The 26,836-nt window shown below is 63.7% G+C and carries 21 protein-coding genes and 1 tRNA gene; 6 read left to right on the top strand and 16 right to left on the bottom strand.

The genetic code is table 11. The features are described from left to right. Window positions 1-115: 115 nt before the first annotated feature. Window positions 116-2,191: a S46 family peptidase gene (locus TMPK1_RS00970; protein WP_420240857.1), complete on the top strand. Its 2,076-nt coding sequence runs from the start codon at window positions 116-118 to the stop codon at window positions 2,189-2,191. A gap of 63 nt (window positions 2,192-2,254) precedes the next feature. Here the strand turns inward: TMPK1_RS00970 and TMPK1_RS00965 are convergent, their stop codons facing one another. The 3 genes from TMPK1_RS00965 to TMPK1_RS00955 all read right to left on the bottom strand — a co-directional run bounded on the left by TMPK1_RS00965 (window position 2,255) and on the right by TMPK1_RS00955 (window position 3,925). Next, entirely contained in the window at window positions 2,255-2,986 is a 732-nt protein-coding gene (locus TMPK1_RS00965; protein WP_420240856.1) for a hypothetical protein, read from the bottom strand. Window positions 2,987-3,002: 16 nt separating this feature from the next. Further along, entirely contained in the window at window positions 3,003-3,194 is a 192-nt protein-coding gene (locus tag TMPK1_RS00960) for a hypothetical protein (protein ID WP_420240855.1), read from the bottom strand. Window positions 3,195-3,490: 296 nt separating this feature from the next. Beyond that, on the bottom strand, window positions 3,491-3,925 hold the full coding sequence (locus TMPK1_RS00955; RefSeq protein WP_420240854.1) for an Lrp/AsnC family transcriptional regulator: 435 nt from the start codon (window positions 3,923-3,925) through the stop codon (window positions 3,491-3,493). A gap of 113 nt (window positions 3,926-4,038) precedes the next feature. Here TMPK1_RS00955 and TMPK1_RS00950 point away from each other — a divergent pair, with 113 nt between their 5' ends. Together TMPK1_RS00950 and amaB are read left to right on the top strand one after the other, a co-directional pair. After that, a complete protein-coding gene (locus TMPK1_RS00950) occupies window positions 4,039-5,139 on the top strand; it encodes a saccharopine dehydrogenase family protein (protein WP_420240853.1) in 1,101 nt (366 codons plus the stop codon). Between the two features lie 6 nt (window positions 5,140-5,145). Then, complete coding sequence (amaB, locus tag TMPK1_RS00945; RefSeq protein WP_420240852.1) at window positions 5,146-6,648, top strand: L-piperidine-6-carboxylate dehydrogenase; 1,503 nt, start codon at window positions 5,146-5,148, stop codon at window positions 6,646-6,648. On the opposite strand, the gene TMPK1_RS00940 is transcribed toward amaB, so the two are convergent. The 3 genes from TMPK1_RS00940 to TMPK1_RS00930 all read right to left on the bottom strand — a co-directional run bounded on the left by TMPK1_RS00940 (window position 6,645) and on the right by TMPK1_RS00930 (window position 12,913). Continuing rightward, complete coding sequence (locus TMPK1_RS00940; protein WP_420240851.1) at window positions 6,645-7,277, bottom strand: DUF6134 family protein; 633 nt, start codon at window positions 7,275-7,277, stop codon at window positions 6,645-6,647. The genes amaB and TMPK1_RS00940 overlap by 4 nt on opposite strands. A gap of 65 nt (window positions 7,278-7,342) precedes the next feature. Beyond that, window positions 7,343-9,778 carry an aconitate hydratase AcnA gene (gene acnA / locus TMPK1_RS00935; protein WP_420240850.1) on the bottom strand — a complete coding sequence of 812 codons (2,436 nt, stop codon included), beginning with the start codon at window positions 9,776-9,778 and terminating at the stop codon, window positions 7,343-7,345. Window positions 9,779-9,886: 108 nt separating this feature from the next. Continuing rightward, complete coding sequence (locus TMPK1_RS00930) at window positions 9,887-12,913, bottom strand: TonB-dependent receptor domain-containing protein (RefSeq protein ID WP_420240849.1); 3,027 nt, start codon at window positions 12,911-12,913, stop codon at window positions 9,887-9,889. Window positions 12,914-13,068: 155 nt separating this feature from the next. Here TMPK1_RS00930 and TMPK1_RS00925 point away from each other — a divergent pair, with 155 nt between their 5' ends. Then, on the top strand, window positions 13,069-13,227 hold the full coding sequence (locus TMPK1_RS00925) for a hypothetical protein (RefSeq protein ID WP_420240848.1): 159 nt from the start codon (window positions 13,069-13,071) through the stop codon (window positions 13,225-13,227). A 70-nt stretch (window positions 13,228-13,297) separates the two neighbouring features. On the opposite strand, the gene TMPK1_RS00920 is transcribed toward TMPK1_RS00925, so the two are convergent. Next, window positions 13,298-14,902, bottom strand: a complete 1,605-nt coding sequence (locus TMPK1_RS00920; protein ID WP_420240847.1) for an aminotransferase class I/II-fold pyridoxal phosphate-dependent enzyme — start codon at window positions 14,900-14,902, stop codon at window positions 13,298-13,300. A gap of 225 nt (window positions 14,903-15,127) precedes the next feature. On the opposite strand from TMPK1_RS00920, the gene TMPK1_RS00915 reads away from it, so the two are divergent. Then, entirely contained in the window at window positions 15,128-17,329 is a 2,202-nt protein-coding gene (locus TMPK1_RS00915) for a winged helix-turn-helix domain-containing protein (protein WP_420240845.1), read from the top strand. A 48-nt stretch (window positions 17,330-17,377) separates the two neighbouring features. Here the strand turns inward: TMPK1_RS00915 and TMPK1_RS00910 are convergent. Next, window positions 17,378-17,453 (bottom strand) — tRNA-Glu (locus tag TMPK1_RS00910). A 147-nt stretch (window positions 17,454-17,600) separates the two neighbouring features. On the opposite strand from TMPK1_RS00910, the gene TMPK1_RS00905 reads away from it, so the two are divergent. After that, window positions 17,601-17,870: a hypothetical protein gene (locus TMPK1_RS00905; RefSeq protein WP_420240844.1), complete on the top strand. Its 270-nt coding sequence runs from the start codon at window positions 17,601-17,603 to the stop codon at window positions 17,868-17,870. Between the two features lie 18 nt (window positions 17,871-17,888). Here TMPK1_RS00905 and TMPK1_RS00900 read toward each other — a convergent pair whose 3' ends face one another. The 8 genes from TMPK1_RS00900 to nuoL are packed head-to-tail and all read right to left on the bottom strand — an operon-like array spanning window position 17,889 to window position 26,835. Then, entirely contained in the window at window positions 17,889-18,137 is a 249-nt protein-coding gene (locus tag TMPK1_RS00900; protein WP_420240843.1) for a DUF1467 family protein, read from the bottom strand. Between the two features lie 6 nt (window positions 18,138-18,143). Beyond that, window positions 18,144-18,707, bottom strand: a complete 564-nt coding sequence (locus TMPK1_RS00895) for an opioid growth factor receptor-related protein (RefSeq protein ID WP_420240842.1) — start codon at window positions 18,705-18,707, stop codon at window positions 18,144-18,146. Continuing rightward, window positions 18,704-20,383: a ribonuclease J gene (locus TMPK1_RS00890; RefSeq protein WP_420240841.1), complete on the bottom strand. Its 1,680-nt coding sequence runs from the start codon at window positions 20,381-20,383 to the stop codon at window positions 18,704-18,706. Before TMPK1_RS00890 ends, TMPK1_RS00895 begins: the two co-directional genes overlap by 4 nt. Beyond that, complete coding sequence (locus tag TMPK1_RS00885; protein WP_420240840.1) at window positions 20,380-21,174, bottom strand: type III pantothenate kinase; 795 nt, start codon at window positions 21,172-21,174, stop codon at window positions 20,380-20,382. Before TMPK1_RS00885 ends, TMPK1_RS00890 begins: the two co-directional genes overlap by 4 nt. A gap of 13 nt (window positions 21,175-21,187) precedes the next feature. Next, the gene (locus TMPK1_RS00880; RefSeq protein ID WP_420240839.1) at window positions 21,188-21,874 is read right to left on the bottom strand and encodes a biotin--[acetyl-CoA-carboxylase] ligase; all 687 of its coding nucleotides are present in this window, start codon (window positions 21,872-21,874) and stop codon (window positions 21,188-21,190) included. After that, window positions 21,871-23,337, bottom strand: a complete 1,467-nt coding sequence (gene nuoN / locus TMPK1_RS00875; RefSeq protein ID WP_420240838.1) for an NADH-quinone oxidoreductase subunit NuoN — start codon at window positions 23,335-23,337, stop codon at window positions 21,871-21,873. Before nuoN ends, TMPK1_RS00880 begins: the two co-directional genes overlap by 4 nt. Further along, entirely contained in the window at window positions 23,337-24,875 is a 1,539-nt protein-coding gene (locus TMPK1_RS00870) for an NADH-quinone oxidoreductase subunit M (RefSeq protein ID WP_420240836.1), read from the bottom strand. Before TMPK1_RS00870 ends, nuoN begins: the two co-directional genes overlap by 1 nt. A 16-nt stretch (window positions 24,876-24,891) precedes the next feature. Further along, window positions 24,892-26,835, bottom strand: coding sequence for an NADH-quinone oxidoreductase subunit L (gene nuoL, locus TMPK1_RS00865; RefSeq protein ID WP_420240835.1), 1,944 nt, complete (start codon window positions 26,833-26,835; stop codon window positions 24,892-24,894). Window position 26,836 lies beyond the last annotated feature (1 nt).

Raw genomic sequence — 26,836 nt, 5'->3', positions numbered from 1 at the left:
TGCGTGTCGTTTGCGCCACGCAGCGCAGCGGATTGGCAGGCGCCCCATTCGGGCGTACTGCCGACGACAGATAAAAATAAAACACGACCAAGAAATCAGAACAGGAACGCCAACCTTGCTTCGCCTCCGTCTCGCCAGCGCCTTCGCGCTCGCTACTGTCGCGCTCTGTGCGACGTCCGCACATGCCGATCCGGGCATGTTCACCTTCAACAATTTCCCGTCGGCCAAGGTCGGTGAGAAATACGGCTTCACTCCGTCGCAAAGCTGGCTCGACCGCGTGCGCCTGGCCGCGGTGAAAGTCGGCAATGGCTGCTCGGGCGGGTTCGTGTCGCAGGAAGGGTTGGTCATCACCAACCATCACTGCGCCCGCTCCTGCGTCGAACATCTGTCGACCAAGGAAAAAGATCTGATGGCGACCGGCTTCGTTGCTGCCGATCGCGCTGCGGAAAAGAAATGCCCGCAGCTAGAAGTGACGCAGCTGATCGAGATGACCGACGTCACCGACAAGATCGCCAAGGCGGTCGAAGGCAAAACCGGCGCTGAACTGGCCGCTGCACAACGCGCCGCGCAGGCGGCGCTGGAAAAAGAATGCAGCACCGCCGCTGACATCAAATGCAATGTGGTCACGCTGTATCAGGGCGGACGCTACGAGCTGCAAAAGAACAAGCGCTACGCCGATGTGCGTCTGGTTCTGGCCCCGGAAGCTGCGATCGCATTCTTTGGCGGTGACCCCGATAATTACGAGTTCCCGCGCTACGACGTCGACATGACGCTGCTGCGTGCCTACGAGAACGACAAGCCGGCTGCGACCGCGATCTATTTCCCGTTGGCAAAGACCGGTCCGGCTGAAGACGAGTTGACTTTCGCGGTCGGCACGCCCGGAGTCACGCAACGCGGCCTGACCTTGGCGCAGCTGGAATTGCAACGCGACGTGCTGCTGCCGCAGCTGGTTGCGCATCTGGCTGAGAAGCGCGGCATCCTGCGCGAATATGCGCGTCGCGGTGCCGAGCCGCAGCGCACTGCCGAGCAGGTTCTGTTCGGTGTGGAAAACCTGTTGAAGCGTGCAAGCGGCCAGTACCGCACCCTGATCCGCACCACGCTGCTGGAAGAAAAGCGCAAAGACGAAGCGCAGTTCCGCAGCAAGGCCGATGACGAAGCGGCCAAGGCCGCGTTGGACCAGGTCGCCGACGTGGTGCGCAAACAGGAAAGCCTGCACCGTCGCTTCGCCATTCTCGAAGGCGTGCAAGGCATCACCGGCTTTGAAGGCGAGCTGTTCTCGTACGCGCGCAAGCTGGTGCGTGCGGCCGAGGAACGCCCCAAGCCGAATGCCGAGCGTCTGGCGGAATATAGCGACACCGGCTTCGTCGCGACCGAACGCCAGATCCTCGACACGATTCCGATCGCACGCGAGTTGGAAGTCGAGCGCCTGGCCTGGTCGCTGTCGAAGATCCGCGAATGGTTGAGCCCGGATGATCCGGTGGTGCGCGCGCTGTTCGGCAAGGAACAGCCGGAAGAAGTCGCAAAGAAGCTGGTGACCGGTACCAAGCTTGCCGATCCGGCGGTGCGTGCAGCTCTGCTCAAAGGCGGCAAGGCGGCGATCGATGCGTCGAACGATCCGATGATCCGGTTCGTCGTGCTGGCCGATCCGTATTCGCGCGCAGCACGCAAGGAATACGACTCGAACGTGACCGCACCGCTGCGCCGTCTGCACGCGCAGATCGCAACGGCGCGCTTCAAGCTTGAAGGCACGAGCGTGCCGCCGGATGCGACCGGCACGCTGCGCCTGTCCTACGGCGCGGTGAAAGGCTGGATGGAAGACGGCAAGCAAGTGCCCGCCTTCACCAACATCAAAGGCCTGTACGAACGTGCAACCGGCAACGAGCCGTTCAAACTGCCGGCCGGTTGGCTGGCGGCGAAGAACGCGTTGGATCCGAATGCGCACATGAATGTCGCGATTGCGCTGGACACGGTGGGCGGCAGCTCGGGCTCGCCGATCATCAACAAACAGGCGCAGCTGGTGGCGCTCAATTTCGACGGCAACAAGTACGGAACCGGCGGCACATTCGGGAATATCGAAGCGCTGAACCGTTCGGTCGGCGTCGATGCAGCAGCGCTGCGCGCTGCGATCGGCACCGTCTACAAGGCTCCGCACATTCTGCGCGAAATGGATGCGCCCCAACCCGGCGGCTGATCCATCGGTTTCTTGGGCGCAGTTTGCGTAAACCAGGGGCCTGCATTCGTGCAGGCCCCTTTTTTATGCGCGGCTCTTGCGCCAGACGGTGCGCAGCATCGAGATGATGTTGCGCCGGTCGAAGCGGAACCAGAACGCGACCGAACAACAGTTGGTGCGAAAGTCGGGATTGCGCGCGACATAGGCGCGGGTTGCTTCGCGTTCGAAATAGGCCGGCCCGAATTGTGCCAAGGTCGCTTCTGCAACGCCGACGCCGGTATGGACCAGACCTTTCGGTTCGATGCGAAATCCGTTGTCGGCGGCAAATGCGGCAAAAGCGGCGCTGAGCGCCTGCCCCTCTTCGCTGCGATCGTCCTCATCGAAGAAGCGGAACCAGGCCAGCGCGCCGGTGACCGACACGAAGCCGAACAAAGCCGCCAACGACAGGCGGTAAAACCGTGTCGTCGGATGCCGCGCCTTGCAGTGCAGATAGAACAGCAGGGCCGACAGAATATGCAGGCTGCGCCGGCGGAATTCCGGCTTCACGCGCAGCTTGCCGCCAAGAATCGCCTGGCTGCGTGGCAACTGCAGCGGCACCACGCGCCAGAACTGGAATCCGATCGCGGATCCGTCCTTCACGTCGCGAAAGACATGGACCAGCGCGGTCGTTTCCGCGTGCGTGCGGAACCCGTCCCATTGCTCGCCGATGACGGTGCGGGATAGATCGAACAATTCGGTCAGGAATGCCTGGTCGTAAGCGTCGCGGCGCACCGTCTGCAGCCGCACGCCGGACCGGCGAAGAAACCATGCCAACATCGCGGCACGGAGGCGATCAGACGGCCGACACCAACCGGCGCAACGCGTTTGCGGTTTCGATCACGCGCGACAATGACTCGTTGGCAAGTTCGAGATCACGGCGTGCAATCGGGTCCGTGGCATCAATCGCGGTCGCGATACGGCGCTGAGCGTGCTCAGTATTGTCGACCAGATGGTCCAGCAATTCGTTCAGCCGTTGATCACTCATCGCAACCCAGTCTCGCAAAACCACTTGAACCCAAACGAAACCGCGAACCGGAAGATCCATGACGTTTGCGTCATAAGCCTTCGGGCCGGTGCGGGGCGCGGACCATAGAGGACCGAACCGCGAGCCGCAATTCGGGCTCCTGACGCATGCCGCGCCCAGCCTAGCCTCCGGCCATCCGGCCGAGGTTTCACCGGTATGAACGCCCCCTGGGTTGTGGCCAATCCGGACCTGTAGCCACGAAAGCCTCGCCGAAAGGCGCCACGGCGCCCCAGTCAGCGTCCAAGGCAGCGCCCAAGTCAGCGTTCGAGTTTTGTCGATAAAAGGATGGCGGAGACGGTTTCGGTGACGCCGTCGATGGCGCGGATCGCGTCGATCGTTTCGTCCAGCTTCGCTGTGCTGGCCGCGGCGACGATGGCGATCAGATCGTGCAGTCCGCTGGTGGAATAGAGCGTCCGCACGCCGTCCAGCTTGGCCAGTTTGCGTTCGACGTCGCCCTGCCCGTTGGGCCGCACGCGGATCGAGACATGGGCCGACACGGCACGGCCTGGAACGACGCCATGCTTCAACGTGTAGCCCGCAATCGTGCCGTTGCGTTCGAGCTTTTCGATGCGCGCCTGCACCGTCGATCGCGCCAGCTTCAGCTTGCCCGCCAGCTCGGTCACCGACATGCGCGCGTTGCGCCCCAGCAGGTCGAGCAGTTTCTGATCCAGGCTTTTCGCGGCTTCGGTCATATCGCCGGAGATATGGAGCAAATCGCCGGCAGTTTTCAAGCATTTTGACCAATACGCCGCTGCAAACCGGCAGGAATCCACACGATGCTGGCGGCGAAATCTGGGAGGCGGCGATGCGCGAGATCTTGGTGGTGGGCAGCGGCAATATCGGCGCGACGATCGCCGACCTGCTGAGCGAGAGCGGCGACTATCTCATCACCGTCGGCGATCGCGACGAAGCCTCGTTGCGCCGCATTCATGTCGGCGATCGCGTGCGGGTTCTGCAATTCGACGCCAGCGTCAATGCCGAGCTTGCGATTGCGCTGAGCAACAAGTTCGCGGTGCTGAGCGCCGCACCGTTCCACGTCACGCAACGCGTCGCCGAAGCAGCACATGCAGCCGGCGTACATTATCTCGACCTGACCGAAGACGTTGCCTGCACGCGCGCCGTCAAAGCCTTGTCGGCGACGTCGCGCGCGGCACTGATCCCGCAATGCGGCCTGGCGCCCGGCTTTATCTCGATCGTGGCGCGCGATCTGTCCGACCGGTTCGAACGGCTCGACACGTTGCGGCTGCGCGTGGGTGCCTTGCCGGTCTTTCCGTCAAATGCGTTGACCTACAACCTCACTTGGTCGACCGACGGCGTGATCAACGAATATTGCGAGCCGTGCGAAGCGATCGTCGACGGGCGCCTGGTCAACGTACCGGCGCTTGAACATGTCGAGCATTTCGCGCTCGACGGCGTGTCGTACGAAGCGTTCAACACCTCCGGCGGTCTCGGCACGCTTGCGGAAACGCTGGCCGGCAAAGTACGCGAATTGAACTATCGAACCATTCGCTATCCTGGCCACCGCAACCTGATGAAAGCGCTGCTGCACGATCTGCGCCTGGAGTCGCGGCGCGACTTGCTGCGCGAAGTGCTGGAACATGCGGTGCCCGCGACCGAACAGGACGTCGTCATCATCTTCGTCACCGCCACCGGCGAACGCGCCGGCCGATTGATGCAGGAAACCTACGCGCACAAAGTCTATGCCGGTCCGATTGCGGGACGGCAGTACGCCGCCATCCAGATCACCACCGCGTCGGCGATCTGCGCCGTGCTGGATCTGCTCGCCGAAGGCGCCCTGCCCGATCGTGGCCTGGTGCGGCAGGAGCAGATCCCGCTGGCGCGTTTTCTTGCCAACCGGTTCGGCCGCGCCTATGCGATGGCGCCTGCAGTTCAACACGCGGCTTGAGGCATCATGAACGCGACCAACGAAGCCCAGCTCATTCTCGCCAAGTTCGGCCTGGCTGATCGCAGCAACGGCGACATGGTCGCGCGTTCGCCGATCGACGGCAGCGTGCTGGCCTGCATCCAAAGCGACGCCGATATCGATGCCAAGCTGACGCGCAACGCGGCCGCGTTCGAACGCTGGCGCGATGTGCCGGCGCCGCGTCGCGGCGAGTTGGTGCGGTTGTTCGGCGAAGCGCTGCGCGCCAACAAAGATGCGCTGGGCCGTCTGGTCACGTTGGAGACGGGCAAGATCCTCTCCGAAGGCCTCGGTGAAGTGCAGGAGATGATCGACATTTGCGACTTCGCGGTCGGCCTGTCGCGCCAGCTCTATGGCCTGACGATCGCGTCGGAACGTCCGGATCATCACCTCGTCGAGCGTTGGCATCCGCTGGGGCCGGTCGCGGTGATCAGCGCGTTCAATTTTCCCGTCGCAGTCTTTGCCTGGAACGCCGCGTTGGCGCTGGTCTGCGGCAATAGCGTGGTGTGGAAGCCGTCCGAGAAGACGCCGCTGACCGCGCTCGCCACCGCCGAATTGTTCAAGCGCGCCGCAGAGAAATTCAAGGGCGCACCCGACGGACTGCTGGAGCTGGTGATGGGCGGCCGCGGCATTGGCGAAAGGCTGATCGCGGACAAACGTGTCCCGCTGGTCAGCGCCACCGGCAGCACGCGCATGGGCCGCGAAATTGCGCCCGTCGTTGCCGCGCGCTTCGGCCGTTCGCTGCTCGAGCTTGGCGGCAATGCGGCGATGATCGTGACCAAGTCGGCTGATCTCGATCTCGCAACGCGCGCAGCGACGTTCTCTGCCGTCGGCACGTGCGGACAACGCTGCACCACCTTGCGCCGCTTGATCGTGCACAAGGACGTGCAGGCGCAGCTGGTTGATCGGCTGGTGCGTGCCTATGGCAGTTTGCGCATCGGCAATCCGCTCGCAGCCGACACGTTGGTCGGGCCGCTGCTCGATCGCGCCGCGTACGATTCCATGCGCGCGGCGCTCGACGCAGCGCGGCACGAGGGCGGCACAATTCGCACCGGCGGCGAGCGGATCGAACCAGCCAATGGCGATGCGTTTTATGTGCGCCCCGCGATTGTCGAAATGCCGGCGCAAAGCGCGATCGTGCGCCACGAAACCTTTGCACCGATTCTGTACGTGCTGAACTACGAAACCTTCGACGAAGCACTGCGGCTGCAGAACGAAGTCGATCAGGGCCTGTCGTCCTGCATCTTCTCGACCGACCTGCGCGAGACCGAACGGTTCCTGTCAGCCAAAGGCAGCGATTGCGGACTCGCCAACGTCAATACCGGTCCCAGCGGTGCGGAAATCGGCGGTGCGTTCGGCGGTGAGAAAGAAACCGGCGGCGGCCGCGAATCCGGCTCGGATGCGTGGAAAGCCTATATGCGCCGTCAGACGCAGACGGTGAATTGGGGCACGTCTCTGCCGCTGGCGCAGGGTGTCGAGTTTCCAGTCGACTAAGGCACCAGCGTAAAGGTGCTGTTGCTGCGCGCGTCGGCTGAGGTGAAGCGTAGCGGCGTACGATCGGCACCCATCCAGACTTCGTATTTTTCGCGCGCGCCCGTCGTTTCGATGCGGTAGCGGTGTGCCTTGGTTGGCGCGCCGGCAAACGAGATCGTCATCTCGCCCAAATCTTCGACCTTGCCCGCCGTGACCGTACCCGTATCGGTCATGAAGATCGGACCGCCGCCGCCATCGGCGACCAGCGGGCTGGCCGGACGGATCGAACCGGGCAATTTGGTTTCGCCGCTCGGCGACGTCAGAACGAAGTGATCGCCGTCGGCGTGGCCGTCGATCTTCACCGGCACGTCGTTCTCAGTCGTCACACCATGAAACTCGACCAGCCGCGATCCAACCCAGCGTTCATGCCGCGCCGCTTCCTGCCGGAACATCGTGACGCCAAGCACGTCGACGCGGATATGCGCCTCGCTGGTGATCAAGGTCGCGCCGTTGCGCGTTTCGATCGCCAGGCTGTAGGTCCCGATATGTCCGTAAGTTTGATTTTCGACGTCATAGAACAGCCGCTTGGGCTGGTCGGCAGCGGCCGGCATGGCGATTAGCAGCAGCGCGGCGCAAATGTGCGATTTCATACCAGGGTAACCCCGTAGAACCGCAATCGGTCCCGAACCGCACGAAAATACTGGGCGGGCGGCGCCTACGCGTGCTGCAACGCCCGTCGCAAAATCAGCGGCAGGATCCCGCCGGCCCGCAGCGTCTCGACTTCCAGCTTGGTTTCGACGGCCGCGGTCGCGGTGAGCGACGTGTCGCCGATCGTCACGTCGATCTTGGCGCGCGGTTGCAGCCTGTCGGCCGGCGCGTCGATTGTGATGCGTTCGCGCGTCGCCAAGGGCGCGGAAATCTGCAACGGCAGAATGCCCATGCCGATCAAATTGGTGCGATGGATGCGCTCGAAACTGGTCGCAAGCACCGCACGCACGCCCAACAAAGCCGGACCTTTCGCAGCCCAGTCGCGCGACGAGCCAGTGCCGTAGCGAGCACCCGCAAGCAGCACGACGGAGTCATTCGCCGCGCGATACCGTTCGGCCGCCTGCCACAAAGGCAACACGTCACCGCTCGGTAGATGGATCGTGTCGCCCCCCTGCAAGGTAGGATCGAGCAGGTTGCGCACCGTCTTGTTGGTGAACAGACCGCGCAACATTACTTCCCAATTGCCGCGCCGCGACGAGAAGACGTTGAGGTCGGCCGCGTTCGCGCCGCGCGCGATCAAATACGCAGCTGCATCGCCGCCGAGCGGAATCTGTCCCGCCGGCGAAATGTGATCGGTGGTGATGTCGTCGCCCACCACCAGCAACGGATAGGCGGTGAAGTGTCCGAGGCGCGACGGCGCGTCCAACGATGCGAAGGGCGGCCGGCGAATGTAGGTCGACGCCGCATCCCACGGAAACAATGCGCTATCAGGCGCGTGCAGCTTGGCCCAGGCGGGGCTTTGCTCGGCCTCGTCATAGGATGCTGCAACGTCATCCGGATCGACAGCAGCAAGCGCAGCGTCGATCTCGGCGCCGGTCGGCCAAAGATCGGCCAGATACACGCCATCGGCGATCGCATCGCGCGTAATGTCGAGATCGACCGTGCCGGCAAGTGCGTAAGCAACCACCAGCGGCGGCGATGCGAGATAGGACTGGTCGATCTGCGCATGCACGCGACCGGGAAAGTTGCGGTTGCCCGACAGGATCGCGACCGGCGTATCGGTTCTCGTCGACTCCACCAATGGCCCGGCATTGCCGATGCAGGTGGTGCAGCCATAGCCGACAATGTCGAAGCCCAGTTCGGACAGTGGCTGCAACAAGCCCGCGCGCTGCAGATAGCGCGACGCAGTCGGCGAGCCCGGTGCGAACGACGTTTTCACCCAAGCCGGCACGGTCATCGATCTGGCGCGCGCTTTCTGCGCCAGTAGACCGGCGGCGACGGCAAGGCGCGGATCGGACGTGTTGGTGCAGCTGGTGATCGCAGCGATCGCGACGTGCCGGTCCGCACCCTTTGCGATCTCGGCCGGCGTCACGCGATCTTGCGGCCGGCGCGGCCCGGCCAGACTCATCCCGACCTGCTCAAGATCGATGTCGATGACGTCGGAATAGGTCGGCGTCGCATCTGCGTCGAACCACAGCGCCTGGCGCCGCGCATAGTCTTCGACCAGCGCGCAATGTTCGTCGCTGCGTCCGGTCGCGCGCAGATAGCGCAGCGTGTTTGCGTCGATCGGGAAATAGCCGGTCGAGGCACCGTATTCCGGCGCCATATTGGCGATCACCGCGCGCTCGCCAGCCGACAGGCTTGCAACGCCGGGACCGACATACTCGACAAAGCGGCCAGCCAGATCGGTCTGGCGCAGACGTTCGGTCACGACCAGCGCCAGGTCGGTCGCCAGCACGCCGTCGCGCAGCCGTCCGTTGAAACGCACGCCGATCACGTCGGGCACGCGCAGCATCACCGGCATGCCGAACATCACGCTTTCGGCTTCCAACCCGCCAACGCCCCAGGCGAGCACGCCGATGCCGTTGATCATTGGCGTGTGGCTGTCGGTGCCGATCAACGTGTCGGGATTCACGACGCCGTTGGTCGTGGTGACCACGCTGGCAAGTCGTTCGAGATTGATCGTGTGCATGATGCCGGTGCCGGGCGGATGCACGTGCACGCCACGCATCGTTTGGCTGGCCCATTTCATGAAGACGTAGCGTTCGCGGTTGCGCTCGAATTCGCGCGCCATGTTGCGCGCAGCCGCGTCGCTGCTGCCGAAGAAATCGACCGCCAGCGAATGATCGACCGACACGTCGACCGGCAGAACCGGATTCAGGCGCGACGGATCCCCGCCCGCCTCGGCCAAGGCCGACCGCATGCCCGCAATGTCGGCCAGCGCCGGCACGCAGGTCGTGTCGTGCATCAACACGCGCGACGGCAGGAACGGAATTTCATCTTCGCTGGTCGCACGGTCGAGCCAGCCGAGGATTGCAGCGCGACTACGCTCCGCGTCGTCGCCCGCGTTGCGCAGCACGTTTTCGAGCAGAATGCGCAGCACATAAGGCAGGCGCGTCAGCGCCGAACCGGCTGCATCGGACAAGGAGAAAAGCCGCTCCATCCGACCGGCATTGCACTTCCGCCGATACAATGCAACGCGGCCGCCCGATACAAAGAAAAAGGGGCTGGCCTCGCGGCCAGCCCCAGTTCGTGGATATCGATGGAACAGTTAGAACTTGATCGACGTGCCGACGAAGAAGGCGCGACCGATCGGATCGTAGCTGCCGGCAGCACCCGTCGTGACCGGGAAGGTCGCGTACGCACCCTGCTGATACGAACCCTGATACAGGAACGGCACCGCCGGCGGCTTCTTGTCAGCCAGATTGTTGATGCCGCCGAAGAACGTCATGTTGCGCCAGCGGTACTTCGCCGAAACATCGTGATACCAGGTCGTCCCGACACGATTGAAGTCGGCGATTTCAGCCGGCGTATTCGGGAACGTCTCCTGCTCGCCGAGGAAACGGCTCGCCCACGTGACGCTGAGCGCGTTCCAGTCCCACACGGCGCGGAACGTGCCACGCAGATGCGGGTAACCCGCCGTACCGCCACGATACAGCTTCTGATCGGCATTCGACGGATCCTGAATGATGATGTTTTCAGGAACCCACGAGCCATCGAACCCAACCGTCAGATCGCCGTAGTTGCGAATGCCGACGCGGTCGAGATTGAAGCTGTACGACACGCCCAGATCGACGCCGCGCACGACTTCGCGACCGATGTTGGTCGTGTTGCCGAACACGGTGCGGATCGAACCGTCCGCACGACGCTGGATCAGCCCGCACAGAGCAGGCACGTTCTGATCATAGCAGCCGCGCAGGATCGAGTTCGGATCCAACGCCGCCTGACCCTGCGTGATGCGAACCCACCAATAGTCGGCCGTGATGTTCAGGCCCGGCACGAAGGTCGGCGTGAACACGGCACCAGCGGTGAAGGTCGAACCGATTTCCGGCTTCAGGTCGCGGTTACCACCCGTACGAACCGACGGATTGCCGAAGTCGTTCGAGTTGTAGCCGGCCGGAATGCCCGCCGCGCGGCAGTTCGCAACACGTTGCGGTCCGCCCGCATTGATGTTGGTCACCGAGCACGGATCGGCCAGGCCGAGGAAGTTGTCGCCGGGCGGATTGAACAGATCGTCGATGTTCGGTGCACGAACCGCGCGGGCGACGCCGCCACGGATCTTCACGTCATCGTTGATCGCCCACGCCATGCGCGCGTTCCAGGTGTTGGCCGAACCCGAGGTCGAGTATTTCGAATACCGGTAGGCCAGGTCGAGATCGACCGCTTTTGCAAACGGCAGGTCACGCAACACCGGCACGCCGAGTTCGAGATACGCCTCGCGTGAGGTGTACGAACCTTTCGGACCGATATTCTGGTTGCCGTAGATATAGCCGGTCGGCTGCTGCGCGATGAAGTCGGTCGTATCGTCCGAGGCTTCACGACGCCACTCGACGCCAACCGCGAAGCTGAGCGGCGCGACCGTGCCCGAGAACGGCGTGCGGTAGGTGAACGCGTCACCCGACAAGTTCACCGCAGCGTTTTCCTGCACCAGCGTGGCGATTTCCGCCGTACGGGTGTGGGCATAGTTGTATTGCGCAGCGGTCAGCGGGCCGACCACGAACGGGTTGATCGGCACGCACCCTGCCGCCTGGGCTGCAGGATCGCGGCAGACGATCTGCCCGCCGACGACCGTTGCGTCGAGCTGCTGGTTCAGCTTGTCGACGACGCGTTCCTTGTTGGTCAGCACCGTGCGATTGCGGCCGTAATTGTAATAGGCCTCATACTTCCAGTTGTTGCTCAGCTCGCCGTTGAAGCCGACGACCGAACGAAACACGGAATAGTCGGCGTTGTAGGCACGGCTACCGGCCCAGTCGGCGTTCACACGCGTGATCTGGAACGTGTTCGCACCGGTGATGCCGTTCGCCGTCAGCAGCGAACGGAGATCGGCCGGCAGATACGCGTTGTCGGCACGGATCGCGAGGGCGCCCGAGCCAACCTGACCGTTGCTGCCGGTGGCAACCGCGCCGGTACCGTTGGTGAACGGCGTCGACTGGGTCGAGCCACGTGAGTTCGAATACTTCACGTCGGCGAAGAAGTTGAGCGTCTTCACCGGACCGATATTCTCGGCCAGCTGGTAGTTGATCACCGTGTCGGCCACCGTGCGAATGCTCGGCACGCGCAGGGTCAGGAACTGGGACGGGTTATAGCCATCGCCGCCGACGCCGTTGACGTCGCCTGCGGTCGTCGTGTTGCCGGCCGGCGGCCCGTTCAGCAGGAAGCCGCGATTGAAGTTCACCAGCCCGGAGCCGTTCGGCGCAACCGCGATCGTGTATTGCGAGCCTGCACCGCGGAGCGCGGTCTTGATCACCGCGCCGCCATTCGCTGCAAAGACCGACGACACGGTCGGATACAGCGTGATGCGATCGGGAATACCGTCGGACGAAGTTCCGTTGCGCGGGTTCGGCGTCAACGTGTAGTTGGCGAGGGCGAAGTCGCGATCGCGACCGAACAGGCCGGTATCGTGATTGTAGTCAAAGGCGAACGTGATGTTGCCACGACCGCTACCGACATTCACGCCAGCGACGCCGTTTACGTTGAAGACGTGGTTGGCACCGGCTTCTGCGCCTTTGTAGCTGGTGGTGACTTCAGCGCCTTCGTAGTTCTTCTTCAAGATAATGTTGACGACACCGGCGACGGCATCAGCGCCGTAGACGGCCGAGGCGCCGCCCGTGACAACTTCAACGCGATCGATCAGCGACGGCGGAATCTGGTTCAAGTCGACCAGCGACGTACCGCCCGAGCCGTTACGGCCCGACAGCGAACCAACGTGACGCTTGCCGTCAACCAGGGTCAGGGTGCGGTATTCGCCCAGGCCGCGCAGGTTGGCGAAAGACACGCCGGCGCCGTTGATGAAACGGTTCGACGTCGACGGCGTCAGGTTGTTCTGCGTCTGCGGCAGCTGATTGACGACGTCGATGGTCGACTGAACGCCCATCGACTGGATCGTCTCAGCATTGACCACTTGCACCGGATTCGGCTGCGTCAGATTCGGGCGCGCAATGCGCGAACCGGTGACCACGATTTCTTCCTGGGCCGCAGCTTGTTGCGCCTGCGCCGTGAACGGCGCCAACGCGATCGGCGCAATGCCGAGCGCGAGCCAGGTCCGGAGTGAAATCCGGTATCCCCTAGTCGTCTTCAAAGTTTGTTCTCCCAGAGAAGCTACGCGCTTCGCGCGCAGCAATTGACCCGGAGGCCGTCAAGATGAGGACCTCGCGATGGAACGCACTAGGAGACGCCGGTCGGAACGACACAATCGCCGAATGGATGTCGACCGGACCTGCACGCGCGGATCACATGTCGCGTTCCTTCGACGCAACAGAATCGGCACTTTTCAAGCTGCGACATCGCGCGGGGCAGTTGCAGGAAAGCCACGATTTCACGATTCATCTGCGCGCAGAAACCCGACTCGTGGTGCGTGAAAAGCCCGGTATTTCTGGCCACAAGCAGGATTGATCTGCGATGCGCACGCAGTTGCGCGACCTGACGCGATCAGGCCGCGCAACGTCACATTGTCAGACGCGTTCTAAGCGAACGGTCGCAGCAAACGCGCTAGTTTTTCCGCTGCCGCTTCGGTGCGTTTCGCCGTCGTGCCGGCGAAGCCCGCCGACAGGCCGAAACTCCCCTGCCCTTGCACGCCGAACCCGGCGGCTCGGCACGCATCGATCGCGCGACGTTCTTGTGCGACGCCAGGCAATGCGATGCGCAAGCCCGAACCGCGCGGCGGCGACAAGTGCTCGACGCGACCGCCACCGATTTCATAGCCGACCTGAAACGCGTCCAATCGCTGCGCGCGTTCGGCGATCGCCTTCTCGAGATGCAGCGCATAGATCGGCGAGCTCATAAACTCGGCCAAGGTCGCCTGGGTCGGGATCGGCACCGGATCGTCCCACAGGCGCAGCATCGCCAGCAGCGGTTCGACCATCGCATCGGGCGCGACGATCCAGGCGCAACCAAGCGACGGGAACATCGAACCGCCGAAGCCACCAATATGAATCGTGCGGCTGCCGAGATAGGCGGCGTGGCCGGGATCGCGCGAACCGCGCAACTCGCAATGCAGATAGTCGGCGACGATCCAGGAACGTTTCTCTTCCGACCATCGTGACAGCGCGTGCCAGCGCGACGGCTGCATGATGGTACCGCGCGGCCCGTCGAGCGGACGCACCACCGCCAGCTTGGTATCCCCCGCGAAGACGTCTTCATTGTCTTGGGGCAAGGGCAGCGCGCGCGCCTGCGCCGCCGCCAGCGCTGCGAGATGCGCGTACTCGCCCGGATTTTCGACCCAGGCGACGTCGCCGATTTCCAGCAACGCCATCGTCACCAGCAGCAAGGCGCGTTGCGGTCCGGGTGCGATCACGATGCGATCGGGCGTGGCGTTGATGCCGAAGGTACGACGCGCATGGTCGGCCACGATCTCGCGCAACGGACGGAAGCCGCCGTGATCGCCAGCGCGCAGCATCGACTGACCGGTCATCTTGGCGATGCGATCGGACAGGCGCATCCAGCTCGCCAGCGGAAACAGATCCAGCGGCCCGTCATCGGGCGTCAGCGGCAGGCCGAGCGAGCTTGCCTGCACCGTATGCGACAGCGCCGCGCTCACGACGCGCGAGAACTCGCTGGCGCCCGGCGCAACAGGCGCTGGTGGCGCGACCGGCACGCCGAAGGCAAGCGGCACGTGCCAGGTGCGTCCGTCGCGCACCAGCAGACCTTGATTGCTGAGCTTGGCGTAGATCGATGCGGCGCGACGCGGCGCGATGCCGAGGATACTCCCCAGAACCGCTTCGGTCGGCATCTTTACGCCGGGCGTCACCAGGCCGCTGCGAATGGCGCGATGAAACGCCTGTTCGATCTGGGCCAACGGCGCGCCGCGCGGCAGGCCGGTCAGCACGTTGGCGATCAGCGCCGAATTGTCCGTTTCGAATGCCGCCGAACTCCACCCGCCGCGCCCGTTGCCTTCAAGCCCGACGTGATCGATGCGTTCGGCGACGATGGATTCCGTCGCGCGCAGCAAACCCACATGCGCAGCTTCCATGGGACCACTACGCGCCGGAGCAGCCGCAATTGCATCGGCGTGGGGCCACATATCGCCGACCATTTCTTGTGTACGCAACGAGCCTGCATGGCGGTTCATCAGCGACTCCAGTGCAATAAGTCCGCCGCATCGTGGTTTACGCGCCACAGCGAAAGCGATGGCAGCGGCCATACGCGGACCGATCGGACACCGATCAGCTGCCGATCTTTCGCGGAAAAATCTGATATCGCTGCTGCGGTCTAAGGCTCACTATTGGTGTGGGTACCGACACACGACACGTGCGCGCGTTGTTTGACAAAGTTTGACGGACCACCGGGGAACACGATGACACTGCGCAATTCACGCGCAGCAGGAACGAGCGGCCCGCCAAGCCCAGCCGATCCGGTTGAGCTTGCGCAGGAAGCTGCGTTCGAACTTGCGGGGCTGCGCGTCGAGCCCAGCCTGTGTCGTGTCGTGCTGTCCAACGGTCCGCGCCCGCTGCAGCCGCGCATCATGCAAGTGCTGGTCGCGTTGGCGCGCTATCCGGGCGAAACCGTGTCGCGCGAAGACCTGATGCATGCGTGCTGGGGCGACACGATCGTCGGTGAGGACGCACTTACGCGCACGGTCCTTCGCCTGCGCGAGCTGTTTCTCGAAGCCGGCGCCGAGGTCTCGATCGAAACCGTGCCGCGCATCGGTTACCGGCTGACCGGCCCAGTGGGGCAAATCGTGAAGCCGGTTCCGCGCACGACCGGATTGCTGCGCCCCTCTCCCGAACCGGCGGCGCCCCCGCCTGTTGCGACGCCACAGCCCGCGCCGTTGCATCTGCTGCCGCAGATCGCGTTCGCGTTGGGTGTCGTGCTGTTGGTGATCAGCGCAATCGGCTTGGCCTTGCGCCCGCCCGAACGAATCGTGCTGCAGGACACGGCCGAGCTGCGCCTAACGCCGGTCACGTTCGAGCCAGGGTTGGAAACCGAACCAGCCCTGTCGCCCGACGGCGGACAGCTTGTCTATCTCGGCACCGATCCAGCGTCGAAGCAGCGCGTCCTGCTGATGCGCTCGCTTGCAGGCGGCAATCCGGTGCCGCTGACCGACGAGTACGCCTATGCGCCCGCCTGGTCGCCCGATGGCGGGCGTATCGCCTACGCCAAGCGCAGCTGGCTATCGCCGTGCCGTCTCTATGTACGGGCTGTGCCCGGCGGCACCGAACGCGAGGTCGGCAATTGCACCGGCGCCGGCATCACGACCTTGACCTGGGCGCCGGACGGCGCCGGCCTGATCTATGCCGATCGCGCCACCGACATGATCATGCGCCGGCTGGTGCAGCGTGATCTGACCGGCAGCGATCCTGAAGTTTTGGTCCTGCCGCCGCCCGGCGAGATCGGCGACGAACGCCCGACTCTGTCGCCCGACGGCAAACGCCTCGCATTCGTGCGCGTGCACCAGCTTGGCAACGAAGATATCGGTTTGCTGGATATGGCGACGCGGCAGGTCACGATCCTGCCCATGCATGCCGATGCAATCGAATCGGTCGCCTGGTCCGCCGACGGAAAGACGTTGCTTGCGACCGGTTATGGCGCGCGCGGCGGTGCCTTGTGGCGCGTCGATGTCGTCACCGGTGCGCGCACAATGCTGCTTGGCGGGCAACGTACGATCGGCATGGTCGCGAATGCGCGGCTAAAAGATCGCGTCATTCTCGAAATCGTGTCGCGCCGCGAAAATCTGATGCTGCTACAGTCGCGCGACGGCAAAGCGACGACGCCGATTACGCCCGAACCGTTGTTGGAATCGAGTTCGCGTGATCGCATGCCCGCCTTCTCGCCCAACGGCAAACAACTTGCGTTCGTTTCCGATCGCGGCGGCCATCCCGATCTGTGGATCAGCGACGCACCGTTCGACACGGCACGCCGGCTCGGCGAATTGAACGCGGGTGACGTTGTTGCACCGGCTTGGTCGCCCGACGGAACGCGCATCGCAGTCGGCGTTCGTCGCAACGGCGCAATGCAGATGCTGGTGATCGATGTGCGCACCGGCAATCACAGCGTGTTGTTCAACGAGCTGTTGCTGCTGGAACCGGTCTGGTCGCCGGCCGGCGATGCGATCTTCTATCAGCGCAAAGACGGGCCGAGCTGGCGTCTGCAGCGCGTTGCGCTGGACGGCAGTGCGACGTCGACGACGGTCGCGACCAACATTCAATCGGTGCGCAGCGGGCTGGACGATACGCATCTGCTGGTGCGGTCGGGCGAAGACGGCGCGTTTTTCAAATTGCCGCTCGATGGCGGTGCGCTGATCCCGCTGGGGCTGCGGTCGGGCGAACTCGACCGGCATCTTTGGACGGTGCGGGCCGGCGCCATCTTCGGCGTCACCATGTCGGCCCGGCCCGAGCTGGTCCGGATCGACCCGGCCGGTGGCACGACTCAGATCCTGGCGCGGCTGGACGAGCTGTTCTGGCGCGGCGGCATCGCGGTCAGCCCCGATGCGACGCAATTCATCCTCTCCCGGACCTTGCTGCAGGAGAGCGATCTGAACCTGGTGGAGATGAAGTAGACCGGCAAAAGCCTGATGCGCCAGACGGGGCAATACCATTGAACGTAATGGCGTCCCCAAGGGGATTCGAACCCCTGTTACCGCCGTGAAAGGGCGGTGTCCTAGGCCTCTAGACGATGGGGACCCAAAGGGCCCGCCGTCTGGCGCGGGGCGTCTAGATAGCGTCGGCTATCCCCCCTGTCCACCTCTGCGGTTGCCGCGGGGGCGGAATGAATCATGTCGATCTATCGTACAACCCTTGTTCATATCTGCTCGGGTACTCAATCGGCCCATGAACCGCCGTCGCCGCCTGGATGACGATCCGCCCCCGAGTGAGGCGGCCTTGGAGGCCGCGGCCAATATGCAGGCCGCGATCCATGACGAGCGCCTGCGGACCCATGCAACGCTCAAGGGAATCGGGCCCGGCCCGACGATGCAGGAGCTGCGCACCCGCGGCGACCGCTGGATCGTCAAAATTTCGATCGCCATGGGCGCGATCGTCCTGCTTCTGTTCTTTGCCGGGGTCTTCGGCTTCGTCTTCGGGCTGGTCAGCCAGAACTGACGGCCGGCCCCAGGCCCCCTACTCGTCCCGCACCATGTCGCGGAAGCTGATCCAGCCACTGTGGACCAGCGCGTAGACCAGCAGCCACAGCACCGCGGCCAGCGCGGTGTTCACCAGCAGCTTTTTCACCAGATGCGGATTGCGCGGCGCGCTCGACGCATGGCCTTCGACGGGCGCCGCCTCGGGCTCGGCCCGCCACGGCAAGACCAGAAACAGGCTGATCCACCAGATCACGAAATACATCGCGAAGCCGGTTGCGATCGGCATGGCTGATCAGTCTGCCAGAAGCGGCTGCACCGCCGCGTGCCAGTGCTTCATCGTCTCGGCCGCAACCAGTTCGGGCGCGTCTTCGCCGATCGCTTCGAGGCAATCGTAGAGCGTCAGCGCTTCGTCCGGCAGACCAAGCAGCACCAGACAACGCAAGATGCGCGTCAAGCGCAGGTGATTGTGGTTCTGCGGCTGCAGCCACAATTCGGCGCGCGCACCGAAATCAGCCGCCGGCACGACGTCGCCGTCTTCGTCGCGCACGAAGCCGTAGAACATCAGCATGCGCTTCAAACCAGCCGCCACGCTTTGGCGCAGCTTGGGTTCGCGGCGGAACCGCATCACGTCTTCTTGCGTCAGCAGCGGCGCGTTGGGATTGAAACGGCTGCGTTCCGGCAGCGGAAACAGCCACTGGATATAGTCGTGCACTTCTTCGATCTGGCGATCGTCGAAGGCCAGGATCTGGTTGCGCGTACGACCCTGATCGTCGGTGCCGACACCGGCGTGGAATTTGATCAGCGCGCTGCCTTCAACGGTCGGCGCCGCTTCACCGGGGAGACGAACGCGGCTCATTGCACGCGCACCAGATGCACGTCGACATTGGGTTTCTTGCCCAACATCTGATTGGCACGACGGCGCACGCCGAGACGCACCGCGTCGCGCACCAGATCGTCGTCGCGCTTTTCCGGCACGCCCAACTGGTCGAACGCTTGCTCGCCGCCGAGCGAGAGTTCTTTCAACAGGTTCTGATCTTCGGCCGCGGTCAACAGACCGGGCGCCGCGACTTGCGGTTTCGCCAAGAGACGTCCCTTTCCATCGAGCACGATCGTCACGACGATCGCGCCTTGATCGATCATGCGGCTGCGCTGCCGCAACACGCCGCCCGACGCCGGCACCAGCCGCTTGCCGTCGACGGCGAGTACGTTTGTGTCCAACTGCCCGATCACCTGCGCGTCCTGATCGGCGGTAAAGCGGATCACGGTGCCGTTTTCGGGAATCAGCGTCTGCGGCACCTGGCAATCGCGCGCCAACTGCGCATGCGCCGACAGATGCGCGAATTCGCCATGCACCGGCACAACCGTGCGCGGACGCAGCCACTGATACAGTTCGGTCAGCTCGTCTTCGGCCGGATGGCCGCTGACATGTACGAAATCATGTTCGGGCGTGACGACTTCGATGCCGCGCTTGGCCAGTTTGCTCTGCAACTGCTGGATCGGACGTTCGTTGCCCGGAATCGCGCGCGCCGAAAAGATCACCGTGTCGCCCTGCTGCAGGTCGATCTGCGGATGGTCTTCATTGGCGATGCGCGCCATTGCCGAACGCGGCTCACCCTGGCTGCCGGTGCAGATCAGAACGATCTTGTCGTTGGGCACCAGACCCGCATCGCTGTCGCTGAGAAACTCGTCGACATTGGCGAGATAGCCGGTTTCGCGCGCGCAGTCGGCGATCCGCCACAGCGAGCGCCCGACCAGCGCCACGTCGCGATCATTGGCGTGCGCAGCCCGCGCGATCACTTCGACGCGCGCAACGTTGGACGAGAAACACGCCACCGCGATACGTCCGCGAAAGCGCTTGAACAGGCTGGTAAAGCTGGCTTCCAGCGCGGCTTCCGAGCCGGACCGTCCTGGTGTCAGCGCGTTGGTGGAATCGCCCACCACCGCAAGCACGCCGTCGTCGCCCAACTGTTTCAAGGTCGCGCTGTCCGACACCGGACCGATGACTGGACCGGGATCGAGCTTCCAGTCGCCCGTATGCACGATGCGGCCGATTTTGGTTTCGACCACCAGCATCGTCGGCTCGGGCACCGAATGCGTCACGTGCACGTAGGTGAGTTTGAACGGACCAAGTTCGAACGAACCGCGCAGCGGAATCTCGATCAGCTTCACCTGATCGATCAGCCCGTGCTCGATCAGCTTCATGCGCACGACTGCGGCCGTGAACGGCGTCGCATAAATCGGCAGGCGCAGCTTGGGCCACAAATACGGAATGGCGCCGATATGGTCTTCGTGCGCGTGGGTCAGAACCAAGCCCAGAATGTCTTCGCGCCGTTCGACCGCGAACGCGGGATCGGGCACCAGCAGATCGACGCCGGGCGTGCGCTCGTCGCCAAAGCCCATGCCGCAATCGACCATGATCCATTTGCCGGCATGGCCGTAGAGCGACAGGTTCTGGCCGAACTCGCCGGCACCGCCGATCGGGACGAAGGTGACGCCCTTGGCGTCCGGCTTCCAGTCGTCGAGCTCGGTCATGCCGCCACCGCGGCGCTCTGCGCGTTGCGCTGATACAGAAGCACCAACCCGCGCAGGGTCAGATCTTCGTCGATCGAATCGATCGCTTGCGTCGCGTCGGCGAACAAGGTCGCAAGCCCGCCCGTCGCGATGACGCGCGCGCCTCCACCCAATTCAGCGCGAATACGCGCCACCAAACCTTCGATCAAACCGACATACCCCCAATAAATTCCTGATTGCATCGCCGTGACCGTGCTGGTCGCGATGACGTTGTCTGTCTTCGGTCGAACGACGTCGACCTTTGGCAGCTTGGCGGCGGCCATATGCAAGGCTTCGACCGACAGGATGATGCCGGGCGCGATGACGCCGCCGCGATAATCACCATTGGCATCGACGACGTCGAACGTCGTCGCCGTTCCAAAATCGATCACGATCAGCGGACCGCCATAGCGTTCGCTGGCCGCAACGGCATTCACGATGCGATCGGCGCCGACTTCTTCCGGCCGGTCCAGCAATACGCGAAGCCCCAACTGTACATTCGGCTCGCCGATCACCAGCGGTTCGAGCTGGAGATGCTCGCGCACCAGCTTGAGCAGGTTGAAAGTCGCCAACGGCACGACCGATGCAACGATGCAGCCATCGAGCTGCGCCGCATCCAGTCCGGCCTTGCTCATCAGCTGCAGCAGCCACACCGCATATTCGTCGGCGGTCCGGCGACTGTCGGTCGCGGCACGCCACACGCCGCGCTGCACGTCGCCGTCATAAACGGCGAAGACAACATTGGTGTTACCGGCGTCGATCGCGAGCAGCATGACGACGCCCCGCCTACTGGCGGTAGCGGACCGATCCTGCAACGACGCGGCGCAGGCCGGGATCGAGCAACAGCGCACCATCGCTGTCGATGCCGGCGAAACGACCGCTCTCTTTTTCGTCGATCTCGACTTTGGCGCCGAGACGCCAGGCGCGTTCGAGCCACGCTTCGCGCACATAGGCGAAGCCAAGCGTGCGCCATTCTTCCAGCCGCGCATCAACCGCGCGCACCAGAGTCGGCAGCAGCTGCTGCGGCGTCACGCTGCCGCGCAGATCGGTCGCGGGATAAGACGTGCCGTTCGGCGAACGCGCGAGATTGATGCCGATGCCCAGCACCACAACCGGCGGCTCGGCTTCGAGCAAAATGCCGGCAATCTTGCGACCGCCGACCAACACGTCGTTGGGCCACTTCAGCGCGACGCCGTCGGTATGCGCATCGAGCGCATCCGCGACGGCGAGGCCGCCGACGAAGGACAGCTCGTGCGGGCTGTGCTCGATGGCGCGCAACAGGATCGACAGGTGAAGGTTGCCGGGCGACGACTCCCAGTCACGGCCACGGCGACCGCGACCAGCGCGTTGCGCGGTTGCGGTCAACACAGTGCGGCCAGGAGCACCGTTCTTGGCGAGGCGCCACGCCTCGTCCTGAGTCGAGTCGACGGCACCGAGGGCGACGTGGCGCCAGCCCGGCGGTAAATCGTTCATACCGTTAGCAACGTCTTTGCTGCGCGAATGGAGGCGTCGATCAATGTGGTCGGGAGCGCACCCACGACAAGCATCACCAGCACGGAAACCAGCACCACCGCTTCAACGGCGCGGCCGGGGCTGGCGTCCAGGGCGGGCGCCGGCTCATCGAAATACATGATCTTCACGATGCGCAGATAATAGAAGGCCGCCACCGCGCTCGTCAGTACGCCAATTACCGCAGCCGCGTAGAGCAGGTTTGCGTCCGCTGCCTGGGCGATGTCGCCGGCATGGATGGCGGCGATGAAGACGTAATATTTCCCCCAGAAGCCCGCGAGCGGCGGAATTCCGGCCAAAGCGAACATGAAAATGAGCATCGCGATCGCCAAACCGGGCCGCGAGCGGCCCAGACCGGCAAGATCGTCCAAATTTTCAGCAGCCGCGCCGTTGCGCCGCATGGCGAGGATCACGCCGAACGAGCCCGCGGTCATGAAGACGTAGATCGCCATGTAGATGATCACGCCCTGCACGCCCGCCAGCCCGCCCGAAGCCAGGCCCAGCAGGGCGTAGCCGACATTGGCGATCGACGAATAGGCCATCAGGCGTTTGACGTTCTTCTGCGCGATGGCAGCGAACGAGCCCAGCAGCATCGACGCGACCGACGCGAACAGGATGATCTGGCGCCATTCCAGCAGCAGATGTCCGAACGGTCCGACCAGGACGCGCACGAACAATCCCATCGCCGCAACTTTGGGCGCCATCGCGAACAAGGCGGTCACCGGCGTCGGTGCACCCTCGTACACGTCGGGCGTCCACATATGGAACGGCACCGCCGAAACTTTGAACGCGATGCCGGCGGCAACGAAGACGAGACCGATGATCACGCCGACACTTGCCGGACCGGTCGCAAACACTGCGGCCAGACGATCGAACTGGGTCGTGCCCGAGAAGCCGTAGACCAGCGACGTGCCCCACAGCAGCAGGCCTGACGACAGCGCACCCAGCACGAAATATTTCAGGCCCGCTTCGCTCGACTTCACCGTGTCGCGCTGGAACGCGGCGAGCACGTAGAGCGACAGGCTCTGCAATTCGAGGCCGACATAGAGCGACAGCAGATCGTTGGCCGACACCATCGCCAACATGCCGAGCGTCGCCAGCAGGACCAGCACCGGATATTCCGGACGCGCGATCTTCTCGCGCTCGAGCCAATCCATCGACAGCAGGATCGACAGGCCCGACCCGATCAAGATCAGGATCTTGAAGATGCGGCCGAAGGCGTCGCTTTTGAACAGGCCGTTGAAAGCAACGACCGTCGTCGCGTCAGGCTGGCGCAGCACCAGCACGGCAACGACGATCAACGCGAACAGCGCCAGATAGCTGATCGAGCGCGTCGACTTTTCACCGCCGAACGCACCCGCGATCAGCAAGGCGAGCGAGCAGACCGCGAGAACAATCTCGGGCAGCGCAGGAAGAAACTGACCCATTACTTCGCCCCCGGCGCGTAGGCGCCATCAGCTTGTGCCGCTTTGGGCGTGATGCGCGCCTGGTGCGCGCTGACGATCGAGGCGACCGACGAAGCGATCGGATCCTTGAACGTTGAGGGATACAGGCCGAGCCAGAAGACCAGCACGATCAACGGCGCGAACACGACGATCTCGCGCCAGTGGAGATCGGCCATCGCCTTCACGTCGGCTTTCTCAAGCTTGCCGAAGAACAGCCGGCGGTAGAGCACCAGCATGTAGGCAGCGCCCAGCACCAGGCCGGTCGAAGCGAGGACACCGACCCAGGTGTTGCGCAGGAACGCACCCAACAGGCTGAGGAATTCGCCGACGAAGCCCGACGTGCTCGGCAGACCAACCGAAGCCAGGGTGAACACCATGAATACCAGCGCGTAGCGCGGCATGTTCACGGACATTCCGCCATAGCGCGCGATCTCACGGGTGTGCAGACGGTCATAGACGACGCCGACGCAGAGGAAGAGCGCGCCCGACACGACGCCGTGGCTGATCATCTGGAACACGCCGCCTTCCAGCCCCTGCTGGTTGAGCGCGAAGATGCCCATCGTCACGAAGCCCATATGCGCCACGGACGAATAGGCGATCAGCTTCTTCATGTCGGTCTGCACCAGCGCAACCAACGATGTGTAGATGATCGCGACAATCGACAGTGCGAACACCAGCGGCGCGAAATACTCGCTCGCATTCGGCAGCATCTGCACCGAGAAGCGGATGAAGCCGTAGCCGCCCATCTTCAACAGCACGGCGGCCAGAATCACCGAGCCCGCGGTCGGCGCTTCGACGTGTGCGTCGGGCAACCAGGTGTGGACCGGGAACATCGGCATTTTCACCGCGAAGGACGCGAAGAAGGCCAGCCACAGATAGATCTGCAACTCCGCCGCAAACGGCGTGCGCAGGATTACGATCATGTCGGTTGTGCCGGCCTTCAGATACATCGCGATGATCGCGAGCAGCATCAGCACCGAGCCGACCAGCGTGTAGAGGAAGAACTTGAACGCCGCGTAGATGCGCCGTTGCCCGCCCCAGATGCCGATGATCACGAACATCGGGATCAGCACGCCTTCGAAGAAGACATAGACCAGCACCAGATCGAGTGCCGTGAACATGCCGACCATCATCGTCTCGAGCACGAGCAGCGCGATGATCCATTCTTTCGGGCGGACTTTGATCGAGTCCCAGCTCGACACGATGCAAATCGGCGTCAGCAAGGTCGAGATCAACACGAACCACAGCGAAATGCCGTCGACGCCCTTCTGATAGATGAAGTTGGCGCTCGGCACCCACGCATAGCGTTCGACGAACTGGAAGCCGCCGTTGGACGGGTCGTAGCCGGTCCAGATCAGCAGCGAGATCGCGAAGGTCAGCAGCGACGTCCACAGACCGATCCAGCGGATGTTGCGCTGGCCCGACGGCGTGTCGCCGCGCATCAGGCACGCAAGCAGCGCACCCAGCGTGGGGAGGAAGGTGACGACCGAAAGGATCGGCCAGGAGGCAGCGGAGTTCATCTTCTCGCGTCTTCTTTTAGTGGCCGCGCCAGAGGAACCAGGTCGTGAACAACACGACGCCGATCAGCATCACGAAGGCGTACTGGTAGAGATAACCGGTCTGCAGTTTCGAAACGAAGCCAGCGAAGCGACGCGAGTTGCTGGCGATCGCGTCGGGACCGTAGGCGTCGATGATGCCCTGGTCGCCGCGCTGCCAGAACAGGCGGCCGAACCACACGGCCGGACGCACGAACACTGCGTCGTACAGCTCGTCAAAATAGTACTTGTTGAACACCAGCACGTAGACGCCGGAGAACGCGGTCGCGACCTTCTTCGGAAGATCGGTGCGCTTCAAATAGAACCAGCTTGCCAGCGCAATGCCGAGCAGGCCGACCGCAAGCGGTGCCAGACCGACCCAATGCGGCACGTGATGCGCGGCTTCGATCGGGTCGTGGCCTGGCGGCGTGACGATCGACGCGCCCCAGAAGGCAGCGCGGTCATGACCGACGAACCATTCATACGCACCGATACCGGCAAGCAATGCGCCCGCCGCAAGCACGTAGAGCGGGATCAACATCACCGGCGGGCTTTCATGCGCATGTTCCATCGCATGATGGTCGCCGCGGAACTTGCCGTAGAAGGTCAGGTAAATCAGACGCCACGAATAGAAGGCGGTGAACAAGGCGGCCGCGATGCCGAGCCAGAACGCGGTTTGGCCGACGCCGCCCGCAGCCCAACTTGCTTCGAGGATCGCGTCTTTCGAATAGAAGCCGGCGAAGCCGTAGATGCCCGGCACGCCGATGCCGGCCAGCGCCAGGCTGCCGATCCACATCAACGCATGTGTCTTCGGGATCGCGCCGCGCAGACCGCCCATGTTGCGCATGTCTTGTTCGCCGTCGATCGCATGGATCACCGAACCGGCACCCAAGAACAGCAGCGCCTTGAAGAAAGCGTGCGTCATCAGATGGAACATCGCCGCCGAATAGGCGCCGACGCCGATGGCGAAGAACATGTAGCCGAGCTGGCTCATCGTCGAATAGGCGATGACGCGTTTGATGTCCCACTGCGTCAGGCCGATCGTCGCCGCGACGAAGGCGGTCAAACCGCCCATCACGCACACGACCGCCAGCGCATCCGGCGCCTGGCTGAACAGCGGCGAGCAGCGGCACAGCATGAACACGCCCGCGGTCACCATCGTTGCGGCATGGATCAGCGCCGACACCGGGGTCGGGCCTTCCATCGCGTCGGGCAGCCAGGTGTGCAGACCGAGCTGCGCCGACTTGCCCATCGCGCCGATGAACAGCAGCAGGCACGCAGTCGTCAGCGCCGGCGTGCTGTAGCCGAGGAAGTTGAACGTCGCGCCGCTCTTGGACGCGGCCGCATCGAACACGGTGCTGAATTCGACCGAACCAAAGATCGCGAACACGGCCATGATGCCGAGCGCGAAGCCCATGTCGCCGACACGGTTGACCAGGAACGCTTTGATCGACGCGTTGTTGGCGCTGTCCTTGTGGAACCAGAAGCCGATCAGCAGATACGAAGCCAGACCGACGCCTTCCCAGCCGAAGAAGAGCTGCAGGAAGTTGTCGGCGGTCACCAGGCTCAACATCATAAAGGTGAAGAGCGACAGATACGCCATGAAGCGCGGCTTCGAATGGTCGTGGCTCATATAGCCGACCGAATAGACGTGCACGCACGCCGACACGACCGTCACCACCACCAACATCACTGCGGTCAGCGTGTCGACGCGCAGCGCCCAGTCGACACGGAAGTCGCCGCTGGAAATCCAGTTGAACAGGCGCACCGTGCGCGGGTGATGCGCCAGTGCGACGTCGACGAACAAATAGACCGCAATGACCGCCGACAGAATCACGGCACCGCAGGTGACGAGTTGCGCGCCACGATCGCCCAGGCGGCGATTGCCGAGCCCCGCGATGGCTGCCGCGAGCAGCGGCAGGAAGATGCAGATCGCTTCGAGCATC

It is taken from the genome of Roseiterribacter gracilis (assembly GCA_018332375.1).
Taxonomy (GTDB): domain Bacteria; phylum Pseudomonadota; class Alphaproteobacteria; order BOG-932; family Roseiterribacteraceae; genus Roseiterribacter; species Roseiterribacter gracilis.
The sequence above is the reverse complement of the archived record's forward strand: the minus strand, read 5'-3'. Positions and strand labels throughout refer to the sequence as shown.